A 21,078-nucleotide genomic window follows, 5' to 3' on the forward strand; every position below is an offset into this window, starting at 1 on the left:
TAGCCAGGCCCAAGGACTCAATCGCCGACTCAATCAAACGGACCTTCAACGAGCGGACGGGTGGTGCGTCGAATTCCTTGTAACCATACTCCGAGGTCATCAAACTTGCCCAGCGGCCGGAGCGAATCCGATAGGCCGGGACAAGACCCGCAATACCCTATTGGTTGATCCGCCGAAAGCGACGAAAGGAAGGCGTATGTCCAAGAAAACGCGCAAGAAATCCTCCAAGGGATCCGCAAAGACACCCGCAAAGGCACCAGCCAAGTCACCCGCGAAGACACCTGCCAAGAAATCCGCCCACAAAACGATCCCGGCGAAGGCAGCCCGCAGTGGCTCGAAAGCTCCAGTCAAAACGCCCGCGGCCAAGACCGGCAAGGTGGTCGCGAAGAAGTCCGGCACGGCAGCCAAGGGCGCCTTGACCAAAGAATCCCACAAGCCCGCGTCGAAATCGTTAAAATCCAAGCCATCGACGGCACCGAAGCCTGATTTGACGCCCATTCCCGAGGCCGCTGCGAAGCCGGACAGCAAACCAGGCTTGGTCTCGGGTCGGGTTGAAGGCGCCAAAGCGCCCAGCTTCCAGCTGCCCCGGGATGGTGGCGACAGCGTATCCCTGGCCGATTACGCCGGGCGGAAACTGGTACTGTTCTTCTACCCCCGCGCCGATACTCCCGGCTGCACGAGGGAGGCAATCGATTTCACTCGCCTCAAGGACGCGTTCGCCGAAAGCGGAACGGCCGTCCTGGGCATCTCCGCCGACACCGTGAAGGCCCAGGAGTCCTTTCGCGACAAGCACCAGCTCTCGATTCCTCTGATTTCGGATGAAAAACACGAGATGCTGGAGGCCTATGGCGCCTGGGGCGAAAAATCCATGTATGGCAGGACTTTCCTCGGGATTCTTCGCACGACCGTTCTGATCGGCAAGGACGGCAAGATCGCCAAAATCTGGCGCAACGTGCGGGTCGATGGCCACGCCGACGAGGTATTGGCCACAGCCCAAGGATTATAGTTTTCCAGGTTCCATTTCCCAAAAATTAACCATGAGTGGGTCAAATCGGCCTCGCAAATTGAGCCGTACGGAACCCCAGTCCGACCGGCGCGGGAGAGCCGATGTCGTACCGTTCCGGTCATCATTCCGAGTACCACCAGCACCATCATCCCCATGACAGCCGGGCGCGACGTCCCGTGGCGCAGGCCGCGGCACTCCCCCCGGCCAATGACGGCTATGCCATTGTCCATGCCGGCAAGCAGGTGCGGTTCGGGCCCGTGGTGTTCTGGATCGTCGTCGGCACGATCATCGTGCTCGGAATGTGGTCGGCGGCGACCGCCACCTATTTCGCCTTTCGCGACGACGTCCTGACCCGGCTGATCGCCCGCCAGGCCGAGATGCAATACGCCTATGAAGACCGCATCGCCGAGCTGCGCGCCAAGGTCGATCGCACCACCAGCCGCCAATTGCTCGACCAGGAACAGTTCGACCAGAAGCTCGACCAGATCATGAAGCGCCAGACCGCGCTGGAATCCCGCGCCACCGCGCTCGGCTCGATTCCGGACAGCACGGCCACCGGATCGATCCGGCCGCCGGCACGCGGCGCCGCCGCCGAGACCCCCGCTTCCGGGACACCGAAGCCCAGCCCGATCAGCGACACCGTGATCTTTGTGGCGCCGCCGGATCGTGAAGCCCGTTTGGAGTCGCGCGCACCGGTCGTGGTCAAGCAGCAAGCCAACCAGTACGCCAAGGTTCAGGGCGTCGACAACGTCCTGGTCCGCCTGCAGACCTCGCTCGACCAGGTTGAGCGGCGCCAGATGGCGGCGCTGAGCTCGGTCGAAGACAGCATGGAATCGCGCGTCCGCCGGATGCGCGGCGTGTTCACCGATCTCGGTCTCGACATGGCGCAACTCGAAGCCGCGACGCCACGTTCGGGCGTCGGCGGCCCCTTCGTTCCGGTGAAGCTTGGGGCCGATGCCGGCCCCTTCGAGCGCCAGCTCAACCGGATCAACGCCACCCGTGCCCAGGTCGAGCGGCTCAACCGCACGCTGGCACTGGTGCCCTATCGCAAACCCGTCGTCGGCGAAGTCGAGTTCACCTCCGGCTTCGGTGTTCGCAGCGATCCCTTCCTCGGTCGGCCGGCGATGCATACCGGCCTCGATTTCCGCGCTGCGACCGGCGATCCCGTGCGCGCGACCGCGAACGGCAAAGTGGCTTCATCGGGATGGATGGGCGGCTATGGCCGCATGGTCGAGATCGACCACGGCAATGGGTTATCGACCCGCTACGGCCATCTGTCGGAGATCCACGTCAGGGTCGGCGACGTCGTCAAGATCGGACAGGTGATCGGTGCGGTCGGCTCGACCGGCCGCTCGACCGGTCCGCATCTGCATTACGAAACACGGATCGACGGCGACGCGGTCGACCCGCAGAAGTTTTTGCGCGCCGGCGTGCGGCTCAGCGCCGGCTAGAAGTGAGCGCGAAGCGCCAACGATCGCCCGCCCCCGACGCCGCAGACAAAAAAGAGCGAAAACAACCCCATGCAAAGTAGAATGGGCAGGGGGTTACGGTATTAAATACCGGTAAGCAGCGCCATTATCGTCGACCACCGCCTCCGCCCATTCCACCGCCGCCAAAGCCCCCGCTTCATGCCAATACTTTGTAGTCCGGTGCAGAAGCGAGAAACCGCGCATACGCATCCGCATCTGGCGGCGTGAACTTCTCCGCCAGCGCGCTGCGCCGGCGTGTTGTTGTCCCGATGTCGGCGAGCAACTCGTCAAAATGCTTGAAATGGTAGGGCGCCACGCACAGCCCGCCATAGACGCCGGCCGCCGGCCGCTCCACGCGCTTGAAGTTGAGCATCAATTCAATGTTGTCGCGCATCTCGGCGGGGCTCGGCTGCTGTGCAAGCTGGCCGTCGGCGTAACGGACCAGCCAGTTTGCCGCCAGATCGGCGCACAGCACCGTGCAGAAGCTGGAGTTGAAGCCGACAAAACCCATGTTCGGCAGGTCCGGGTTGGCGATCAGCCGGTAGAGCCGGTACTGGCCATCGGCGTCCACCAGCCGTTCACGAAGCGCCTGCGGCAGGAACGGCACGCCGAGCTTGTAGCCGATGGCCAGGATGGCGAGGTCGGCTGCAACGCGCTCGCCGCCGGTCATCACGATGCTGTTGCCGTTATAGTGGTCGAAGCTGCCGCGGATGGCCTTGATCCGGCCATCGGCCACCATCGGAAAGAAGTCCGGCGTGGCGATCGGCACCGAGCAATTGACGCCGTCCTCGATGCGCTGCTTCGGAACCATGTCGCACTTCTTCAGCTTGAGCTGCAGCTTCAGCATGCTTTCCAGGCCGCGCCAGTTGGCCCAGATAAACGGTTTCGCCACCGCGTGCTTGAACCGCGACAGCGCCCCGATGCCCCAGCTCTTGAACATCTCCTCCTGCGCGCGGATGTAGAGGATGCGCTTGAAGTTGATCAGGCCGCCGATGAAGTAGGGAATCCGCCACACCGGTTCGCGGTACACCAGCGTGACCTCGCTGGCGCCGGAATTGACCGCGTTGACGGCGATGTCGGTGGCCGATTTCGAGCCCCCCAGCACAACCACCTTCTTGCCCTTGGCGAGGCCGGCATCGTTGTATTGCGAGGAGTGCAGGATGCGCCCGCCCTGCGCCTTGAACGCCTCCTCGCCGCGCAGGCTCAGGGTCTGCGGTTCGTTGAACTGCCCGATGCAAACCGCGACGAAGTCAAAATCCTGCTGGGTTGTGCCGGCGGGGCTGCGAAGGTCGAGCCGCCAGCCCGGCTTGGAGTCCGAGCGGCTATTCATCTGCACCACTTCGGTATTGAAGCGGATCAGGCGATCGAGGCCATGATCGCGGGCGTATTCGGCGAGATAGGCATGGACCTGCGGACCCTTCGGCCATTCCGGATAAGATGCCGGCATGGCCTTGTCGGTGTAGCGGTAGAGCTCCTTCGGGCTTTGGGTCTGCACATCGGGATAGGATCTTGCCGGCTCCCACACGCCGCCGAGATCGCCGCTGCGCTCGACAATGGTGACGCGGTGTCCGCGCGACGAAAACGCCTTGGCCGCAGCCAGTCCGGACACACCGGCGCCGATGATGCAGACCAGCTTTTGCTTGACCATGGATTTGTCTCCGTCGTGAAGGTGAAAGCTCGCGCCGCTATTCGTTGGCCTCCGGCGGCAGGAAGTTCACCTCGTGCTCGGCGGAAACCCGGACCACCTCCGCGGGGTCGGTCAAATTGTGCAGCCGGTTGAACAGCGCTTCGAGCTTCTGCATCGGCGAAACCCAGAACAGCGCACGCGCGGGCTTGTCTGACTTGTTGAAGTAGCCGTGCGGAATGCCGCGCGGCAGACGCACCAGATCGCCGGCCTTCGCCTTCACCCAGACGCCGTCGAGCTTGAGATCGAGTTCGCCTTCCTGCACCAGGATGAATTCGTCCTGGGTCGGATGGATATGGACCGGCACGAACTGGCCGGGGTCGCTGTTGGTCTCGAAGGCGAAGGTGGAATCGGTCACCGCCTTCGGGAAATAGACCTGACCGAGGATATTCCAGGTCACGCCGCCGTAGCCGGTGCCATCAGCGGTGATACCCTTTTCGAGCGCCGTCATGTGCCGCCTCCTGTTGGATAATTTGTCCGTCCGGATCAATCCGTCGTGTTTGCACAGGCTGCGGCGATCCCGCCGGGCCGTCTAGCCGCAAAACGAATCCGCCATCGGCGCCGAAGGATTTCTTTTGGCCGCACAGGCGATGCTGCGGCGCACGATCATCGTGACGCTGTTGTCGCCGGCTGCGCAACGATCGGGCACAATCCGCTGCCAAATCGCCTTTCCAAGCACCCGTCCCGGAGATATTATAGGGTTCAAACAAACCCGAAGGCCGTGTGACGACGATGGGCGCAGCCGTTGCGGAGAAGGTTCGAGACGCCAGACTGGCCGCGTTCAACCGCGTATCGACCGGCGATGTCGATGCCGCTGCCGAGGCGATCGGACGCATCTTCTGCCCCCATCAGTTGACGCCCAATCGCCCGTCGGCGCCGGGTTTCTACGCCCTGCACAATTGCGCCGCCTTCGACGGGTTCTCCATCAACTACGTCGCCTATGGCGGGACAGTAACGATCGATCCCGGCTGCCTCGACCGCTTCTTTCTGCTGCAGATTCCGCTGCACGGATCGGCGCGAATAGGCACCGCGGCCTGCGAGGTTGAGAGCAGCCCGGGCACGCGCGCTTCGCTGCTGTCGCCGACGATCCCGACGCGGATGACATGGGACGGCGATTGCGCCCAGCTGATCCTTCTGGTGGACCGGCGGCTGGTCGAACAGCGGGCCGCAGCGCTTTCGGGAAAGCCGGCCAGCGCGGTCGAGTTTGCGCCGGCGATCGATCTCAACCAGGCCTGCGGGCGCGAACTCCAATCACGGGCCGCCGATCTGGTCGATCTGGCCGAGCATCTCGGACCAGGCCGCCGCCTGGCGCCGCTGGCTGCGGCCGAACTGCGCGAAACCCTGCTCGGCGCCCTCCTCCATGGTCAGCGCCACAGCCGGAGCGAAGCGATGCTGGTGTTCGGCGGCCGCGCCGAAACGCTACCGCGGCCGTTGCGGCAGGTGCGGGATTGCCTGCATGCCCACGCCGCCGAGCCGCTCGATCTGGCCCAGCTCGCCGACATCACCGGCATCGGCATCCGCGCGCTGCAGATCGGCTTCCGCCGCCATTTCGGCACGTCCATTTCACAGATGCTGCTCGATATCAGGCTGGCGCACCTCAATGCCCGGCTGACCAGCGCCCGCCCCGGCGAGAGCATCACGGAGATGGCGTTCGAACTTGGATTTACCCATCTCAGCCGCATGTCGCACGCCTACGGCAAGAAATTCGGCGAGACGCCGTCCTCGACCCTGCGCAGGATGAGCTGAACCCATCCGGGCGCGGGCTTAGAGCTTCGGTTCTGATTGAATCAGAACCGAAGCTCTAGATTCTTGTTTTGACGCGTTTTCTTCACGCGAACCGGCATCCACTTCGCTCGAAAACGCTCTAGTGCCCAACCTCACCCGCGATGATGTCGCCGAACAGCTCCCAGCTTACGCCGTTGAACTTCATCAGCTGCATCTGCTCGATCGGAAAGAAGTCGTTCGGGCCGGTATTGATCTGGATGCCAGGCAAGAGGACATCACTGGTAAAGCCTTTCAGGCTGGCGGCCTGCTTCATCACGTTCTCGCGCGTGAGGTTGTCGCCGCATTGCTTCAGCACCTGGACCATGGTCTGCGCCGTCACATAGCCATAGACGTTGTTGTTGTTGGTCTTGTCGCCGTCCGGAAAATACTTGTCCATGAAGACGGCCCACGCCTTGATGCCGGGATCGTCCTTCCACACGGGATCGGTCGGATCCTTGATGTAGGCCGTCGAGATAATGCCCTTGGCGTTGTCCAATCCGGCCGGCTTGAGCACGGTGGCAACCGACGTCGAGACGTTGCCGAGCAGATAGACCGGCTTCCAGCCGAGTTCCGCGACCTTGCGGATCGCCTGCGCCGCGCCCTTGGGCGCTGCCCACGTCATGAAGATGTCGGCGCCGGAATCTTTCAGCGCCACGATCTGCGAATCGATGGTGGGGTCGGCAACCTCGTATGATTTGTCCGCGATGATCATGTTGGCCTTGGCACCGAGGCCGTCGCGCAATCCCTTCATCTGATCCCGGCCGGCGTCGTCGTTCTGCCAGATCGCGGCGATCTTGCCGTTCGGATAATTCTTCAGGATGTAGGCCGCGTAGATCCGGCCCTCGCTCTGGTAGTTTGGCTGCCAGCCCATGGTCCACGGAAAATTCTGCGGATCGCCAAATTTGGTGGCCCCTGTCGCCACGAAAAGCTGCGGGACTTTCTTTGCGTTCATGTATTTCTGGATCGCCGAGTTCGACGGCGTGCCGAGCGGCTGGAAGACCAGCAAAACCTCGTCACTCTCCACCAGCTTGCGTGCCTGCTCGACGGCCTTGGGTGGACTGTAGGCGTCGTCATAGCTGATGAAACTGACCTTGCGGCCGTTGATGCCGCCTTCGGCGTTGATCTTGTTGAAATAGGCGGCCTGGGCCTTGCCGATGGTGCCGTAGGCGGAGGCCGGGCCGCTATAGGGCATGATGTTGCCGATCTTGATTTCGGTATCGGACGCGCCCGGATCGTATTTCTTCTGCGCGTGGGCTGCGGTCGCGGTCATCGCGCCGATCGCCGTCATGGCAACCAGAGTTCGGATTCGGGCCGTCATCGCTCTCTCCCACGCGTTTATTATTTTGGCAAAGTGTCGCAAGCCGCGCGCGGGCTGGCAAGCGGCCCCTTATTCCGCTGGATGAAACAGCATTGTTGCGCGCCGCCTTTTATGGTTGATGCGTGGCGACACGTTTCCCCTGCAAGGCTTCCTTGGAATTGAACCCGACGACACGCATTGGCCCCCGACATCCGAAGCTCGCCGCAGGCGGATTCCGCGTCGCGCGATGGCTGGCTGCGAAGACGTTTCGCGCGGCCGGCTTTCACCAGCTCGGCTCAAAATTTGCCGATGCGAAGCTAGCGCAGGTGCGCGACAAGCTCGCGCGCGGGGAAACGGTCTATCTCGCCGGTCTCGGCGCACCCGGCACGCACAATTCAGGCGTGGCGCTGGTCGAGGTGACGCAGGCCCATGGCCCCCGCCTGATCCTCAACAACGAGGAAGAACGCTTTTCCGGCAACAAGCACACGACGGAATATCCGCGCGCCTCTGTTGACGCGATGGTTGCAGCCTTGCGCGGCATGGGGCGCGACATCGGCGATATCGACGCCTGGCTTACCAGCTGGGACTACCCGACATTGGCGGGAACGCTGGCACGCTCGGTGCTGGAGGAAGTGCCGCAAAGCCTCAAGCTGCTACGCACCACCGAAGCCGCCGGCTTCGACGGACGGCGTCTCGACCAGATGACGCGCACACCGAAGATCCTTGCCAAGCAATTGGGACTTGCCGAGCGTGTGCCGCTGATCTGCCTGCCGCATCACGACAACCATGCCTGGTTTTCCTTTGCCGCCTCGCCCTTCGCCGACGACGGCGAGCCGGTGGCGGTCGCGGTCCTCGATGGCACCGGCGATCAGGGGTCGATCTCGTTGTATGTGGTCGAGAACGGCAAGATGCGCCGGCTCTACTGCAACGACAGCATGTTCGATTCACTGGGCGCGTTCTACAGCGTGATTTCATCGACGCAGGGCGGCTGGACCTGGCTCTCCAGCGAAGGCCGCTATATGGGCGCGGCCGCTTGGGGCGACATGAACCGCGCGACAAATCCGTATTACGCGCGGCTGCGAAACGTCCTGCACTTCGGCGAGGCCGGCGACGTCAGGCTCAACCGCGCGATGGCCAACTGGTATTGCGACCCGTTTGATCACCCTTACAAGACGGCCCTCACCGACATCCTTGGGCCACCGCTCAAGCCCGAACAGCTCTGGAATCCCGACGCGGTGCTGCGCGTCGAGGATATCCATCACCGTCCCGACACAAAGGATCGCCTCGACAAGGCCGCCGCGACGCAACTGGTGTTCGAGGACGCCATGATCCACGTCGTGGATCACCTGTTGCGCATCACAGGCGCGAGCCGGCTGGTGCTGACCGGCGGCGTGGCGCTGAACGCGATCGGCAACATGCGGCTCCTCGAACATTTCGACGAAGCGTGGTTCGCCGGCGCCCAGCAGCGCAACGCGCGTCTGCATCTGTGGGTGCCGCCGGTGCCCGGAGATCCCGGCGTCACCATCGGCGCGGCGTGGTTGTTCGCGCATCTGGCGGGCGCCCCGCGCGGCGCGCCGATGACGCATGCATTCTATTGTGGCCTGCCGCCGTCAAATGAAGCCATTGCGAGCGCGCTTGAATCCGATGACATCGCCTCGCAACGGATCGGCAATATCTCGACCGCTGATGGACGCGATGCCATCGCCGACCTGATGGCGTTCATGGTCGCGCAGGGCGGCGTGATCGCGCTGTATCAGGGCGCCGCCGAGACCGGGCCGCGCGCGCTCGGCCACCGTTCAATTCTTGCCAACCCCTGCGATCCGCTGGCGCGCGAGCGGCTGAACGAGCGCGTCAAATACCGCGAGGCGATCCGCCCGCTGGCGCCGATGGCAACGCTGGAAGCTGCCCGGGAATTTTTTGAGTTGCTGCCGGGCGCCTCCGATGCCGGCTACAACGCCTACAATTACATGGTGCTGACGGCGCAATCGAAGCCGGGCGCGCGTGAAAAAATTCCGGCGGTGATCCATGCCGACGGCACCGGCCGGATCCAGATCGTCAATGCGGATGACGATCCCCTCACCCATGCTTATCTGAAGGCGCTCGGCCGTCACGTCGGCGTCGAGATATCCGTCAACACGTCCTTCAATGTCGCCGGTCCAATCGCGCAGACGCCGCAGCAGGCCATCGACACGCTGCGCCGCTCCAAGGGGCTCGATGCCGTCGTGCTGGTCGCAGATGACGGCGCGGTTTATGCCGCCTGGCACGGCGGCGAGCGCGACAGCGGGCGATTTTCCGGCTGGTTAGCGCAGTGGAAGAGCCGCCGGTAAGGTTGACAGGTTAGCTTAACCAGCGACTGCGATTGCGTCACGACCGCCGCGCGCTATCGTGCATGCAGTGGACGATTTGATCCGTCCCAACCCCTGTTAACTTCGCCGTCGGGCGATCATATTCCGCCCGGCAGCCTCGTTAAATCGTGAGCGCGCGCCATGCATGTTGAAAGCCAGGAGCGGTTACGAATATTGAGCCTCAGTCCGAAGCCCGCCTGGGCCGAAGTCTGGCACTTGCGGAAGATTTTCATTCCGCGGCGATCCATCACCGGACGGTTGCTGACCGGCCAGGTCTGGCGGCGACACGACGGGCGGCGCTGGATCTACAAGAAATACACCGAACACACCGGCTAAGCGCCATCTATCCGATAACAGCCGGCCGTCGAAACAACCCGAGCACCCTCCCGTCGATCAACAGCAGCGCGCTGCCGATCACCAGCGCGCCCACGATCTCGCGCAGCGAAATCTCCTCGCCCAGCACCAAATAGCCGAGCACGATAGCGGTGACCGGAATCAACAGCGTCACCAGCATGACGTTGGTAGCGCCGGAGCGCCGCAGGATCTGGAAGAACACGATATAGGCTAGCGCCGTCGACAGGACAGCCAGACCGATCACCGCGAACCACGTCGCAACGCCTGGCATCGGCAATTGCCAGGGACGTTCGACGAAGCCGGCGACAACCATCATCATGATGCTCGAGGCCAGCAACTGGAACGTCGCCGTTCCCAGCGGCGGCGAGTTAGACAGCAGCCGTCGCGCCAGCAGCGCCGCCAAACCATAACTGAACGCGCCCGCAAGGCAGAGCAGGATGCCGATGCCCTGCCCGCTCCAAAATCCGTCGCCGTCAAAATTCCAGCCGCGCAGGATCACGACGCCGATCAGCCCCACGACGACGCCGGCGATCCGCCGCGCCTGCAGCTTCTCCTCACCGGCCGCCGCCATCACCACAACGGTAAACAACGGCGTGGTGGCGTTGAGGATTGAGGCCAGCCCGCTCGGGATAGTCGTCTGCCCCGCCACGATCAGCGAGAACGGCAATACGTTGTTGAAGAGCCCGATCGCGAAGAACGGCTTCCAACCTGAACCCCCTTTGGGAAAATCGATCCGGTAGATCCACAGCAAAGGCAGCAGGATGATCGAGGCCAGCGCCACGCGCAGCAGCACCAGTGTCAGCGGCGGCAATTCCCGCAGCACCACGCCGTTGAAGAAGAACGAGCCGCCCCACAGGATCGAAAGCACGCCGAGCAGCGACCAGTCGCGGGCGTCGATCCTGACATCATTAGCGGTCATTGCGGCTCATATCTGCATTTGCTGCAGATCTATTCCGGCTCGGGAGTCATTCCCACCCGATTCCCGAACAGGTGCGCGCTTATTTCGGGCGCGACACGATCTCGATCATCTTGCCTTCGTCGTCGTCGGGCGCGTAGGCCTTGGCGCGGTCGTAGGACTGCACCGCCGCGCGTCCCATGATCGGCGGCGCGGACAGCAGGCTTTCGGCCAACGCGACCGCGTAGGCTGCATCCTTCTGGCGCAATGCCGCGGTGAAGGTCGCACCGGCAAAATTGCGCTCCGCCATCCGCTTGGAATGCCGGATCACCTGCGGGCTTGCGGCGACGCCGGTCTCAATCGCTTCCAGCACCAGCTTCATGTCGAGCCCGGCCTGCTCGGCGATCGCCAGCCCCTCGGCAATGCCGGCGATCTGGATCGCGCCCATCAGATTGTTGATCAGCTTGTAGACGGTGCCGGAACCGACGGCGCCGAAATGACGGATGGTGGTCGAGAGCGGCACCAGATAGGGCCGCGCTAATTCAAGATCGGCGGGATCAGCCCCCACCAACAGCGTCAGCTTGCCCGCGGCCGCCGCGTCCGGCAGGCCGGTCACCGGACTATCGATGTAGATCAGTCCACGCGCGCCCAACACACCCGCCATGTGAAGCGCGTGCTGGTGGGACACCGTGGAGCATTCAATCGCCAGCGCGCCGGCCTTCATATTGGCGGCGGCGCCATCCTTGGTGAGCCATACCTCGCGCGACGCGTTGTCGTCGGCGACCATGGTCACGACGGCATCGGCGTCAATCGCGGCATCCTCCGGCGACGTTGCCCATCGTGCGCCGCGTGCGATCAGATCTTCCGCCTTGGCCTTGCTGCGATTCCACACCGAGACGGTGAATCCCGCGTCGAGATAACGGCCGGCCATGCCGTGGCCCATCCGTCCCAATCCGATGAAAGCAACTCTGGCCATGGGTTAATCCACATCCTCGACCGAGCCCGGTCCGGTGCCGAACGCACGCTGTGCCAGCGTCGCGGCCATGAACTCGTCGAGATCGCCGTCGAGCACGCCCGACGTGTCCGAGGTCTGCACACCGGTGCGCAAATCCTTGACCATCTGATAGGGCTGCAACACGTAGGAGCGGATCTGGTGGCCCCAGCCGATATCGGTCTTGGCGGCCTGATCGGCGGCGGCCTGCTCCTCGCGCTTCTTCAGCTCGATTTCGTAGAGCCGCGCGCGCAACATGTCCCAGGCCTGCGCGCGGTTCTTGTGCTGCGAGCGGCCGGCCTGACAGACCACGGCGACGCCGGTCGGAATATGCGTCAGCCGCACCGCGGATTCTGTCTTGTTGACGTGCTGACCACCGGCACCGCCCGAGCGCATGGTGTCGGTGCGCACGTCGGACTCCGCGATGTCGATCTTGATGCTGTTGTCGACCACGGGAAAGATCGCGACCGACGAGAACGAGGTGTGACGGCGCGCGTTGGAATCATACGGCGATATCCGCACCAGCCGGTGCACGCCCGCCTCGGTCTTGAGCCAGCCATAGGCGTTGTGGCCCGAGATCTGGATGGTGGCGGATTTGATGCCGGCTTCTTCGCCTTGCGTCTCTTCCAGATATTCGATCTTGAAGCCGTGCTTCTCGGCCCAGCGCGTATACATGCGCAGCAGCATCTCGGCCCAGTCCTGGCTTTCGGTGCCGCCCGCGCCGGCATGGACTTCGAGATAGGAATCGAAACGGTCGGCCTCGCCCGACAGCAGCGCCTCGAGTTCGCGGCGCGCCACTTCCTTTTTCAGCGCCTTCAGCGCGTTCTCGGCTTCGGTGACGACACCGGCATCGTTCTCGGCTTCGCCGAGTTCGATCATCTCGACATTGTCGTTGAGCTCGCGCTCGACCTTGCCGATGCCCTGCAGCGCATCCTCCAGCGAGGTGCGCTCCTGCATCAGCTTCTGGGCCTTCTGCGGATCGTTCCAGAGATTGGGATCTTCGGCGAGCTTGTTCAGCTCGGCTAGACGTGCCGTGGACTGTTCGACGTCAAAGATGCCTCCTCAGCAGCCCGACTGACTGCTTGATCTCTTCAACGAGGCGTTCGACTTCGGCGCGCATGGTGTCTCTGATCTGCGGTGCAAACCGCTAACTATAGATGCTCGCAGGGATGTAGCGGCGTCTCTCACAAAGCGCAATCCGCCTGGGGTTTGGTCCCAAGCGGTTTCTTCACACCAACAAGCCTAGTACAGCCCGCCGGGCCGCATGATGTGGCCGGTGTCAGGCGACTGATATCCCCCCTGATATCCCTGTGGGGCGCGCCCATCGGCATCCGCCACGCCAATGACGGAGTAATTGTCCGGCGGCGCGGTACCCGGCTTGAAGGCCTCCAGGATGGTCCGGCCGCCTTCGCCGGGACCTGCGCGCATGCCGCTCTTGGCATCGACGCGAACCAGCTTGATTCCGGCAGGCACCTTGAAGGGGATCGCGGCCTTGTCGGCGAGCGCGAGCTTGAGGAAGTCGCGCGCGATCGGCGCGGCCAGCGCGCCGCCGGTCGCCTTGCCGCCGAGAGTGCGCGGCTTGTCGTAGCCGACATAGATGCCGACCACGAGGTCCGGCGAGAAGCCGATGAACCAGGCATCTTTGGCGTCGTTGGTGGTTCCGGTCTTGCCGGCGATCGGCTTGCCGACTTCCTTCACGACCGTCGCGGTGCCGGCCTGCACGACATATTCCATCATCGAGGTGATCTGGTACGCCGTCATCGGATCGAGCACCTGCTCGCGGCGGTCGACCAGTTGCGGTTCGGGCTGATTCTTCCAGCCGCCGGGCGCGTCGCAACCACGGCATTCGCGCGCGTCATGCTTGAAGATCGTATGGCCGTAACGGTCCTGGATGCGATCGATCAAGGTCGGCTTCACGCGGCGGCCGCCATTGGCGAACATCGAATAGGCCGTGACCATGCGCATGACCGTGGTTTCACCGGCGCCGAGCGAATAGGACAGATAGTTCGGCAGTTCGTCGTAAACGCCGAAGCGCCGTGAATATTCGCCGATCAGCGGCATGCCGATGTCCTGCGCCAGCCGCACCGTCACCGTATTGAGCGATTGCCGCAGCGCGTTGCGCAGCGTCACCGGACCGTTGTATTTGCCGGACGAATAGTTTTCCGGGCGCCACACGCCGGCGCCCTGCCCCTGATCGATTTCGATCGGCGCGTCGACCACGACGGTCGACGGCGTGTAGCCATTGTCCATGGCCGCCGAATAGACCAGCGGCTTGAACGAGGAGCCCGGCTGCCGGTAGGCTTGCGTCGCGCGGTTGAATTGGCTTTGGTCGAACGAGAACCCGCCGACCATGGCCAGCACGCGGCCGGTCCATGGGTCCATCGCCACCATCGCACCCGACACTTCAGGCAATTGGCGCAGCCGGTACTGCCCCTCAACCGGATTGCCGTCCTTGCCGAACAGGGGATCGACATAAATCACATCGCCCGGCGCCAGCACTTGCGCGACCGATGTCGGCGTCCTGCCCTTGGTCGGCCCCGACGCCGCCTTGGCCCATTTGACGCCATCGATCGTGATGATGCCGGTCTGCCGTTGCTTGGCGACGGCGCCGCCAAGCTCGCGGCCCGGCTGGAACCCGACCCGCGCCGACTGGTCGCTGGTCTCCAGCACCACAGCCATCCGCCAGGGCGCGATATCGCCCAGCGCCTTGACGTCGGCCAGCTTCACCCCCCAGTCGCCGGAAATGTCGAGCTTGCTTGGCGCACCCCGCCAGCCCTGCGCCTCATCGTAATTGACCATGCCGGCCGCCATGGTCTTGCGCGCCATCACCTGCATCTTCGGGTCGAGCGTCGCCCGGACCGAGAGGCCGCCTTCATAGAGCTTCTTTTCGCCGTAGCGTTCGAAGATGTCGCGCCGGACTTCCTCGGCGAAATATTCGCCGGCGAAGATATGCGCGCCAGTACCGCGGCTGGTGACGAGGAGCTGATCCTTGCGCGCCTTGTCGGCATCGGCCTGCTTGATCCAGCCGTTTTCGACGAGACGATCGACGACGTAGTTGCGGCGCTCGATCGCGCGGTCGCGGTTACGCACCGGATGCAGCGCCGCCGGCGCTTTCGGCAGCGCCGCCAGATACGAGGCTTCCGAGATCGTGAGTTCGTTCACCGACTTGTCGAAATAGACCAGCGACGCCGCGGCGATGCCGTAGGCGCCGAGGCCGAGATAGATTTCATTGAGATAGAGTTCGAGGATGCGGTCCTTCGAATAGGCGCGCTCGATGCGCATCGCCAGCAAGGCTTCCTTGATCTTGCGAGCGAAGGAGACCTCGTTGGTCAACAGGAAGTTCTTTGCGACCTGCTGGGTGATGGTCGACGCACCCTGCGGCCGGCGGTTGGAACCGTAGTTCTGCGCATACAGCACCGCCGCGCGCGCCATGCCGGTGAAGTCGATGCCGCCATGCTCGTAGAAGTTCTTGTCTTCGGCCGCGAGGAACGCGTTGATGACGAGCTTCGGCACCGCCTGGATCGGCAGATAGAGCCGACGCTCCTTGGAATACTCGCCGAGCAGCGCGCCGTCGGAGGCGTGCACGCGCGTCATCACGGGCGGTTCATAATCCTGAAGCTGCGAATAGTCCGGCAAGTCCTTGGAGAAATGCCAGATCGCGCCGGCAACGCCGGCGACGCCAACCAGGAACACCACGGTTCCGGCGGCGAACAAGAAACCCAAAAACCGCACCAGCAAGCGCATGATCGAAGTTCCGTTCCAACCCTTGCGCCGTGACTTTCGGCGTCTGCCTTGCCATCAAAATCCAAGCGCAAATCGAAGCGCTCAAGCCCTCGCCCAACGGACCGCCGTTGCGCGTACCAACAATAAACGGGCCGACGGACAATAATGGCCGATTCCGAAGACCCTGCGGTAGTTTTCTATACCGCTGCCGCTGTGGCCAAACTAGGGCTTCCTCCATAGCATCGCGTGCATTTAATCAGCATTTTCATACGGCTTTTCATTTGCCAGGCCCGGCGGTTGCCAGCCGTTTGGCGAAAAATGCATCAATCGCCTGCGCCATCGATCCGACGGTCTTGTTGCGCCAGTTCTCCGACATCAGGAGTTCGAGGTCGCCCTTGTTCGAGACATAGCCGAGTTCGACCAGCACCGAGGGCACGTCCGGCGCCTTCAAGACGCGGAAGCCGGCAGATTTCAACGGGTGCTTGTGCATCCGCACCGTGGTCTTCATCTCGCCCATCAAGATGCGGGCGAACCGGTTTGAAAACGTTCGGGTCTCGCGCTGCGCCAGGTCGATCAGGATGTCGGCGACTTCGGTCGGCTCGTCGGTGAGATTGACGCCACCAATGGCGTCCGACTTGTTCTCGGCCTCGGCCAGCCGCTCGGCTTCAGCATCGGAGGCCTTGTCAGACAAGGTGTAGATGGTGGCGCCGTGGGCATCGCCCTCGCGCCGCGGCAGGGCGTCGGCATGGATCGAGACGAACAGCGCGGCCGACTGGGTGCGTGCGACCTTCACGCGGTCGTTCAACGGAATGAACGTATCGTCCGTACGGGTCATGACGACGCGGTATTTGCCCGATTTCTCGATGCGATCGCGCAGCGCGAGGCCAAATCCGAGCACCAGATTCTTTTCCATCTCGCCGCCGGCCTGGGTGCCGTTGTCGATGCCGCCATGACCGGGATCGATCACGATCAGGGGACGGGTATCCTGCGCCTGTGCGGGCTTTGCCGCCGCCGCGGCATCGTCCGGCCCGACCGCGGCATTGGCCGCCGCAATCGCGGGCCTCAGTTCAGGGCGATTCTCGGGCGCCAGCAACTGCACGAAGGCGGTCCGGTCTACCTCTTCCAGCTCCAGCACCAGCCGCGGCGGCTGGTCGTTGGCCGCCTCCAGCACATAGGATTTCGCGACCTTGGCCGGTCCCGTCAGGTCGAACACGATTCGCGAACCGCCCGGCATGACAAGGCCATAGCGGAACGCCTTGACCAGCCCGCGCCCCGTGCTGCCGGTGCCCGCGGCCAGCTTGAAGCTGACCTGGGGAATATCAACGACCACGCGATAGGGATCGGCCAGCGCAAAGGCGCGAAACTGGATCGGCCTGTCGAGATCGAGGACGAAGCGGGTTTGTTTGCTATCGCCGGCCAGCCTTGCATCGGAGGCGACCGGAAAATTCGAGGCGGCGACCGGGGTTGGACTGGGGGCACTTGCCGCAGCGGGACCAGGCGCAGGCCCCTGCGCCGCGCTCGGGGTGATGAAATTGGCACACAGCAATGCTGCGGCGCACAACAGGCCGCGCCCCAGCAAAACCCGGTGATTTGCGCGGTTAGCCAACGATTCGACGCCTCCGAGCAGCTCTCTTACCGCATTAGGACCACAGGGTTAATCGAACCTTAAGGGCCCAAAAGCGAAAAGGGATGAGTGTTGCCGTGCTGCGACGCTTCCCTTGAGTTCCCTTGCACCGGGCGGGCAATCCACGTATGTACGAGGTGCTGACGGCTAATACTCCCGGTTGTGTCGCGTTCAGCCTCCCGGTGCAGCGCCGGAACCTTCGAAGCCGAAGTTTCCTGCGTCTTTCCCGATCCCCTCCACAGCCAGCGCTGCGCGCGGCTGACACGGAGTGGCGGTTTCGAGCCCGAGCGGCGTCCGCTCCCAGGTACTAACTTGCAAGGTACTATCTTGCTCCAGGGACGGTTTAAAACACGGCAGAACCGATTATCCGGACCCCCAAACGGTCCGATATGCGATGGCCGGCGAGCGCTTTGGCGCCGCGCCGGGCCTTCAGCGATAGACACGGCGGTCAATTTTGCCGCCAACATGTTCAGACGGGCCGACGCTTGATGCGCCAGACTGTGTTGCCGACCAGGATCCACGGATCGATCGCGCCGATGCGAAGCGAAAGCTTCGCGCGTCGCCTTGTTCCGGTGGGTCCCCGTTCGGCGCGGCGCCAAGGTTTGCGTTTTGGCCTTCCCCTCACCCCCGAATCAGGTGGACCGTCGCGTCACCGGGCCGCGCAATATGCGCGCGCCTTGCACCGCGCCCGCCGCCGTCAAGAGCTCCAAAATGCCCAACAAGATGTTGATCGATGCCACCCACCCGGAAGAGACCCGGGTCGTCGTGGTCCGCGGCAATCGCGTCGAAGAATTTGATTTCGAGACCGCCCAGCGCAAACAACTGCGCGGCAATATCTACCTCGCCAAGGTCACGCGCGTAGAGCCGTCGCTGCAGGCGGCCTTCATCGAATATGGCGGCAACCGCCACGGCTTCCTGGCCTTCAGCGAAATCCATCCCGACTATTACCAGATCCCGGTCGCCGACCGGCAGGCACTGATCGAGGCCGACGAACGCGCCCATCGCGAGGCCGAGGAAGAGAGCGAGAACCGCTCCTCCAACCGTCACCGCGGCCGTTCGCGCCACCGCAACGCCCGCCGCCGCGGCCATGGCGAGCGAGTCCAGAGCGACGTCGTCGACAACGCCGCGATCGATCCGGCGCAGGCCGCCCAGCCCTATGAAGGCGAGGCGCAGCGCTTGCATGAAGGCGCGCATCCCGACGAAGCCCACGCCCATGATGCCGATCACCATCCCGCCGATACAGCCGGCCACGATCATGAGCACGTTGCGCATGATCACGACGATCATTCGCATGAACATGGTCGTCCCCAGGAAGACCACGTCCAAGATCACGCCCCTGATCATGCCGCGGCCGAAGCCCCGGTAGCCTCATTGCAATCCGATGCGGCACCGGTTGAGGCCGTCGCCGCGCCGGCAGAGACAACGGCCAGCGCCGAAAGCCACGAGGATCATGCGCATCACGACGAGCCGGCGCATGACGCACGGCACGACGACGAACACGCGCTCGAAAACGCCGCCCATGCCGATGATGCGCCGCGCGCCGAGCATGCCGGCGAGGAATACGCCGCCGCCTCCCACGAGGATCGTGCCCCCGCGCCGGAAGGCGACGAGCAAGACGACGAAGCGCAGGACGATGAAGACGACGGCGACGATGCCGAAGAGGAAGTCGTCGAATCCGTCGGTGGCGACGATGTGCTCGAGGAAGTGCCGGAGCGCGCCTTCCGCCCGCGCCGCCAGTACAAGATCCAGGAAGTCATCAAGCGCCGCCAGGTCATGCTGGTGCAGGTCGTCAAGGAAGAGCGCGGCAACAAGGGCGCGGCGCTGACCACCTATCTGTCATTGGCCGGCCGTTACGCCGTGCTGATGCCCAACACCGCGCGCGGCGGCGGCATCAGCCGCAAGATCACCTCGGCCCAGGACCGTTCGCGGCTCAAGGAAGTGGTGCAGGATCTCGACGTGCCCGAGGGCATGGGCATCATCCTGCGCACCGCCGGCGCCTCGCGCACCAAGCCCGAAATCAAGCGCGACTTCGAATATCTGATCCGCATGTGGGAAACCGTGCGCGACATGACGCTGAAGTCGCAGGCCCCGACGCTGGTCTACGAGGAAGGCTCGCTGATCAAGCGCTCGCTGCGCGACCTCTACAACAAGGAAATCGACGAAATCCAGGTCGCCGGCCAGGCCGGCTATGACGAAGCCCGCGACTTCATGAAGATGCTGATGCCCTCGAACGTGCGGGCGGTCCGGCAATATCGCGACGGCCAGCCGCTGTTCTCAAGGATGGGCGTCGAAAGCCAGCTCGATGCGATGTTCTCGCCGACGGTGCAATTGCGCTCGGGCGGCTACATCGTCATCAACCAGACCGAAGCTTTGGTCTCGATCGACGTCAACTCCGGCCGTTCGACCCGCGAGCACCACATCGAGGACACCGCGCTCAAGACCAACCTCGAAGCCTCCGAGGAAGTCGCGCGGCAGCTGCGTCTGCGCGATCTCGCAGGCCTGATCGTCATCGACTTCATCGACATGGACGAGAAGCGCAACAACCGCGCGGTCGAGCGCAAGTTGAGCGACTGCCTGCGGCAGGACCGCGCCCGCATCCAGGTCGGCCGCATCTCGCATTTCGGCCTGTTGGAAATGTCACGCCAGCGCATCCGCGCCAGCGTGCTGGAGAGTTCGACCGAGCCCTGCGCACATTGCGGCGGCAGCGGCCATGTCCGCTCGGTGTCGTCGGTGGCGCTGCAATTGCTGCGCGGCATCGAAGAAATTCTGATGAAGGGCGCGACCCACAATCTGGTGGTGCGCACCCGCACCGACGTCGCGCTCTACGTCCTCAACCACAAGCGCGGACATCTGCGCGATCTCGAAAACGCCTTCAAGGTCACGCTTGCGGTGGTCGCCGATCCCACCGTGGCCGGCCAGCAATCGTTCATCATCGATCGCGGCGAACAGGTGCACACGCTGGAAGCAGCCAAGGCCTTGCTCGCAGCGCAGGCCGCGGCCTCCCCGTCCCAGGTCGAGGAAGCCTATGACGACGAAGAGCCGTTCGACATCGAAGGTGAAGTCGAGACCGAAGAGACCGAAGCTCTGACCGAGGAAGCCGCAGGCGGCGAAGAAGTCGCCGGTGAAAGCGAAGCCGACGGCCACCGCCGCAAGCGGCGCCGGCGCCGCCGCGGCCGTGGTGAGCCGCGTGAAGGCGGCGCCCCGCGCGAGGACAATGACGCCCTGCGCGTTGCACCCGAAAGCGCTGATGGCGCGGTCGCGGTTGCCGACGACGGCGAAGCCGAAGCCGACGACGACGAGGGCGACGAACAGGGAGCTGTTGCGCGCGGCGAACAGGGACCAAACGGCGAGCGGCGCCCGCGCCGTCGCGGACGTCGCGGCGGACGCCGCCGGCGTGGCGGCGGACCGGAAGACGGTCTCGCCGGATCGATCTCCGACGAACTCGGACCGACCCCGGTTTCGGAAGTCACCAGCGCGGTTGCCGATTTCGACGGCCCCTCGGCTGAGCCGGCTCCGACATTAGTTGAACCCGAGCCCGTTTCGCAGCCGCCGCAACCGCAGTGGCAGCCCGCGGAGCACGCCTCGCCCGAAACCGTCAGCAGCGCGCCGACGCCGACGCCCGAGGAAACCGCACAGGAGGCCGACCGGGCCGCCGCGCGGCGGCGTTCGACGGTGCGCGAAAAAGTCTCGTTCCTGACCAGCGCCCCGTCCGAGCCAGCACCGGCCGTCAGCCATAGCGAGGCGGAGCCGGCGGCAACGGCCCCTGCTCCCGCGCCCGCTGAACCCGCGCCTGCCGCAACCAGCGAAGCCGCGCCGCGCAAGGCCGGCTGGTGGTCACGGCGTTTCGGCAGCGGCGAGTAAGCGAACTGAACCCAAAAGAAAAACCGCCCGGCAAAACCGGGCGGTTTTTTATTGCATCAGGACGG

At 63.9% G+C, this 21,078-nt stretch carries 14 protein-coding genes; 6 read left to right on the forward strand and 8 right to left on the reverse strand.

What is annotated here, in order from left to right; genetic code table 11:
- Window positions 1-196: 196 nt before the first annotated feature.
- Both JQ611_RS23535 and JQ611_RS23540 read left to right on the forward strand, forming a co-directional pair.
- Window positions 197-1,006, forward strand: coding sequence for a peroxiredoxin (locus JQ611_RS23535; protein ID WP_212261903.1), 810 nt, complete (start codon window positions 197-199; stop codon window positions 1,004-1,006).
- Between the two features lie 101 nt (window positions 1,007-1,107).
- Complete coding sequence (locus JQ611_RS23540; RefSeq protein WP_212261906.1) at window positions 1,108-2,457, forward strand: M23 family metallopeptidase; 1,350 nt, start codon at window positions 1,108-1,110, stop codon at window positions 2,455-2,457.
- Between the two features lie 175 nt (window positions 2,458-2,632).
- Here JQ611_RS23540 and JQ611_RS23545 read toward each other — a convergent pair whose 3' ends face one another.
- Together JQ611_RS23545 and JQ611_RS23550 are read right to left on the reverse strand one after the other, a co-directional pair.
- Window positions 2,633-4,123: an NAD(P)/FAD-dependent oxidoreductase gene (locus JQ611_RS23545; RefSeq protein WP_212466734.1), complete on the reverse strand. Its 1,491-nt coding sequence runs from the start codon at window positions 4,121-4,123 to the stop codon at window positions 2,633-2,635.
- 37 nt (window positions 4,124-4,160) lie between these two features.
- Window positions 4,161-4,610 carry a cupin domain-containing protein gene (locus JQ611_RS23550; protein WP_212389704.1) on the reverse strand — a complete coding sequence of 150 codons (450 nt, stop codon included), beginning with the start codon at window positions 4,608-4,610 and terminating at the stop codon, window positions 4,161-4,163.
- Between the two features lie 281 nt (window positions 4,611-4,891).
- On the opposite strand from JQ611_RS23550, the gene JQ611_RS23555 reads away from it, so the two are divergent.
- Window positions 4,892-5,905 (forward strand): AraC family transcriptional regulator, encoded by a 1,014-nt coding sequence (locus JQ611_RS23555; RefSeq protein ID WP_212466735.1) that lies wholly within the window; start codon window positions 4,892-4,894, stop codon window positions 5,903-5,905.
- Window positions 5,906-6,023: 118 nt separating this feature from the next.
- On the opposite strand, the gene JQ611_RS23560 is transcribed toward JQ611_RS23555, so the two are convergent.
- On the reverse strand, window positions 6,024-7,241 hold the full coding sequence (locus JQ611_RS23560) for an ABC transporter substrate-binding protein (RefSeq protein WP_212466736.1): 1,218 nt from the start codon (window positions 7,239-7,241) through the stop codon (window positions 6,024-6,026).
- A 158-nt stretch (window positions 7,242-7,399) separates the two neighbouring features.
- Here JQ611_RS23560 and JQ611_RS23565 point away from each other — a divergent pair, with 158 nt between their 5' ends.
- Entirely contained in the window at window positions 7,400-9,547 is a 2,148-nt protein-coding gene (locus tag JQ611_RS23565; protein ID WP_212466737.1) for a carbamoyltransferase C-terminal domain-containing protein, read from the forward strand.
- 159 nt (window positions 9,548-9,706) lie between these two features.
- Complete coding sequence (locus JQ611_RS23570) at window positions 9,707-9,901, forward strand: hypothetical protein (RefSeq protein WP_212261923.1); 195 nt, start codon at window positions 9,707-9,709, stop codon at window positions 9,899-9,901.
- Between the two features lie 7 nt (window positions 9,902-9,908).
- Here JQ611_RS23570 and JQ611_RS23575 read toward each other — a convergent pair whose 3' ends face one another.
- The 5 genes from JQ611_RS23575 to JQ611_RS23595 all read right to left on the reverse strand — a co-directional run bounded on the left by JQ611_RS23575 (window position 9,909) and on the right by JQ611_RS23595 (window position 17,134).
- The gene (locus tag JQ611_RS23575; protein ID WP_212466738.1) at window positions 9,909-10,838 is read right to left on the reverse strand and encodes a DMT family transporter; all 930 of its coding nucleotides are present in this window, start codon (window positions 10,836-10,838) and stop codon (window positions 9,909-9,911) included.
- A gap of 79 nt (window positions 10,839-10,917) precedes the next feature.
- On the reverse strand, window positions 10,918-11,790 hold the full coding sequence (locus tag JQ611_RS23580; RefSeq protein ID WP_212261926.1) for an NAD(P)-dependent oxidoreductase: 873 nt from the start codon (window positions 11,788-11,790) through the stop codon (window positions 10,918-10,920).
- Between the two features lie 3 nt (window positions 11,791-11,793).
- Window positions 11,794-12,925, reverse strand: a protein-coding gene (gene prfB / locus JQ611_RS23585; protein ID WP_212261929.1) for a peptide chain release factor 2 whose coding sequence is annotated in 2 segments (ribosomal slippage) — window positions 11,794-12,855 and window positions 12,857-12,925 — 1,131 coding nt in all. Because the reading frame shifts where the segments join, the coding sequence is not laid out codon by codon here.
- A 122-nt stretch (window positions 12,926-13,047) separates the two neighbouring features.
- Window positions 13,048-15,549 (reverse strand): penicillin-binding protein 1A, encoded by a 2,502-nt coding sequence (locus JQ611_RS23590; protein ID WP_212466739.1) that lies wholly within the window; start codon window positions 15,547-15,549, stop codon window positions 13,048-13,050.
- Window positions 15,550-15,805: 256 nt separating this feature from the next.
- On the reverse strand, window positions 15,806-17,134 hold the full coding sequence (locus tag JQ611_RS23595) for an N-acetylmuramoyl-L-alanine amidase (RefSeq protein ID WP_212466740.1): 1,329 nt from the start codon (window positions 17,132-17,134) through the stop codon (window positions 15,806-15,808).
- A gap of 729 nt (window positions 17,135-17,863) precedes the next feature.
- Between JQ611_RS23595 and JQ611_RS23600 the strand changes: the two genes are divergently transcribed.
- Window positions 17,864-21,013, forward strand: a complete 3,150-nt coding sequence (locus JQ611_RS23600; protein WP_212466741.1) for a ribonuclease E/G — start codon at window positions 17,864-17,866, stop codon at window positions 21,011-21,013.
- Window positions 21,014-21,078 lie beyond the last annotated feature (65 nt).

This window comes from Bradyrhizobium sp. AUGA SZCCT0182 (assembly GCF_018130185.1).
In the GTDB taxonomy this organism is placed as follows: Bacteria; Pseudomonadota; Alphaproteobacteria; order Rhizobiales; family Xanthobacteraceae; genus Bradyrhizobium.

Excerpts from the sequence above, each read along its gene's own strand:
- JQ611_RS23535 (WP_212261903.1), top strand. The coding sequence starts at position 197 with ATGTCCAAGAAAACGCGCAAGAAATCCTCCAAGGGATCCGCAAAGACA.
- JQ611_RS23540 (WP_212261906.1), top strand. The coding sequence starts at position 1,108 with ATGTCGTACCGTTCCGGTCATCATTCCGAGTACCACCAGCACCATCAT.
- JQ611_RS23545 (WP_212466734.1), bottom strand. The coding sequence starts at position 4,123 with ATGGTCAAGCAAAAGCTGGTCTGCATCATCGGCGCCGGTGTGTCCGGA.
- JQ611_RS23550 (WP_212389704.1), bottom strand. The coding sequence starts at position 4,610 with ATGACGGCGCTCGAAAAGGGTATCACCGCTGATGGCACCGGCTACGGC.
- JQ611_RS23555 (WP_212466735.1), top strand. The coding sequence starts at position 4,892 with ATGGGCGCAGCCGTTGCGGAGAAGGTTCGAGACGCCAGACTGGCCGCG.
- JQ611_RS23560 (WP_212466736.1), bottom strand. The coding sequence starts at position 7,241 with ATGACGGCCCGAATCCGAACTCTGGTTGCCATGACGGCGATCGGCGCG.
- JQ611_RS23570 (WP_212261923.1), top strand. The coding sequence starts at position 9,707 with ATGCATGTTGAAAGCCAGGAGCGGTTACGAATATTGAGCCTCAGTCCG.
- JQ611_RS23575 (WP_212466738.1), bottom strand. The coding sequence starts at position 10,838 with ATGACCGCTAATGATGTCAGGATCGACGCCCGCGACTGGTCGCTGCTC.
- JQ611_RS23580 (WP_212261926.1), bottom strand. The coding sequence starts at position 11,790 with ATGGCCAGAGTTGCTTTCATCGGATTGGGACGGATGGGCCACGGCATG.
- JQ611_RS23590 (WP_212466739.1), bottom strand. The coding sequence starts at position 15,549 with ATGCGCTTGCTGGTGCGGTTTTTGGGTTTCTTGTTCGCCGCCGGAACC.
- JQ611_RS23600 (WP_212466741.1), top strand. The coding sequence starts at position 17,864 with ATGCCCAACAAGATGTTGATCGATGCCACCCACCCGGAAGAGACCCGG.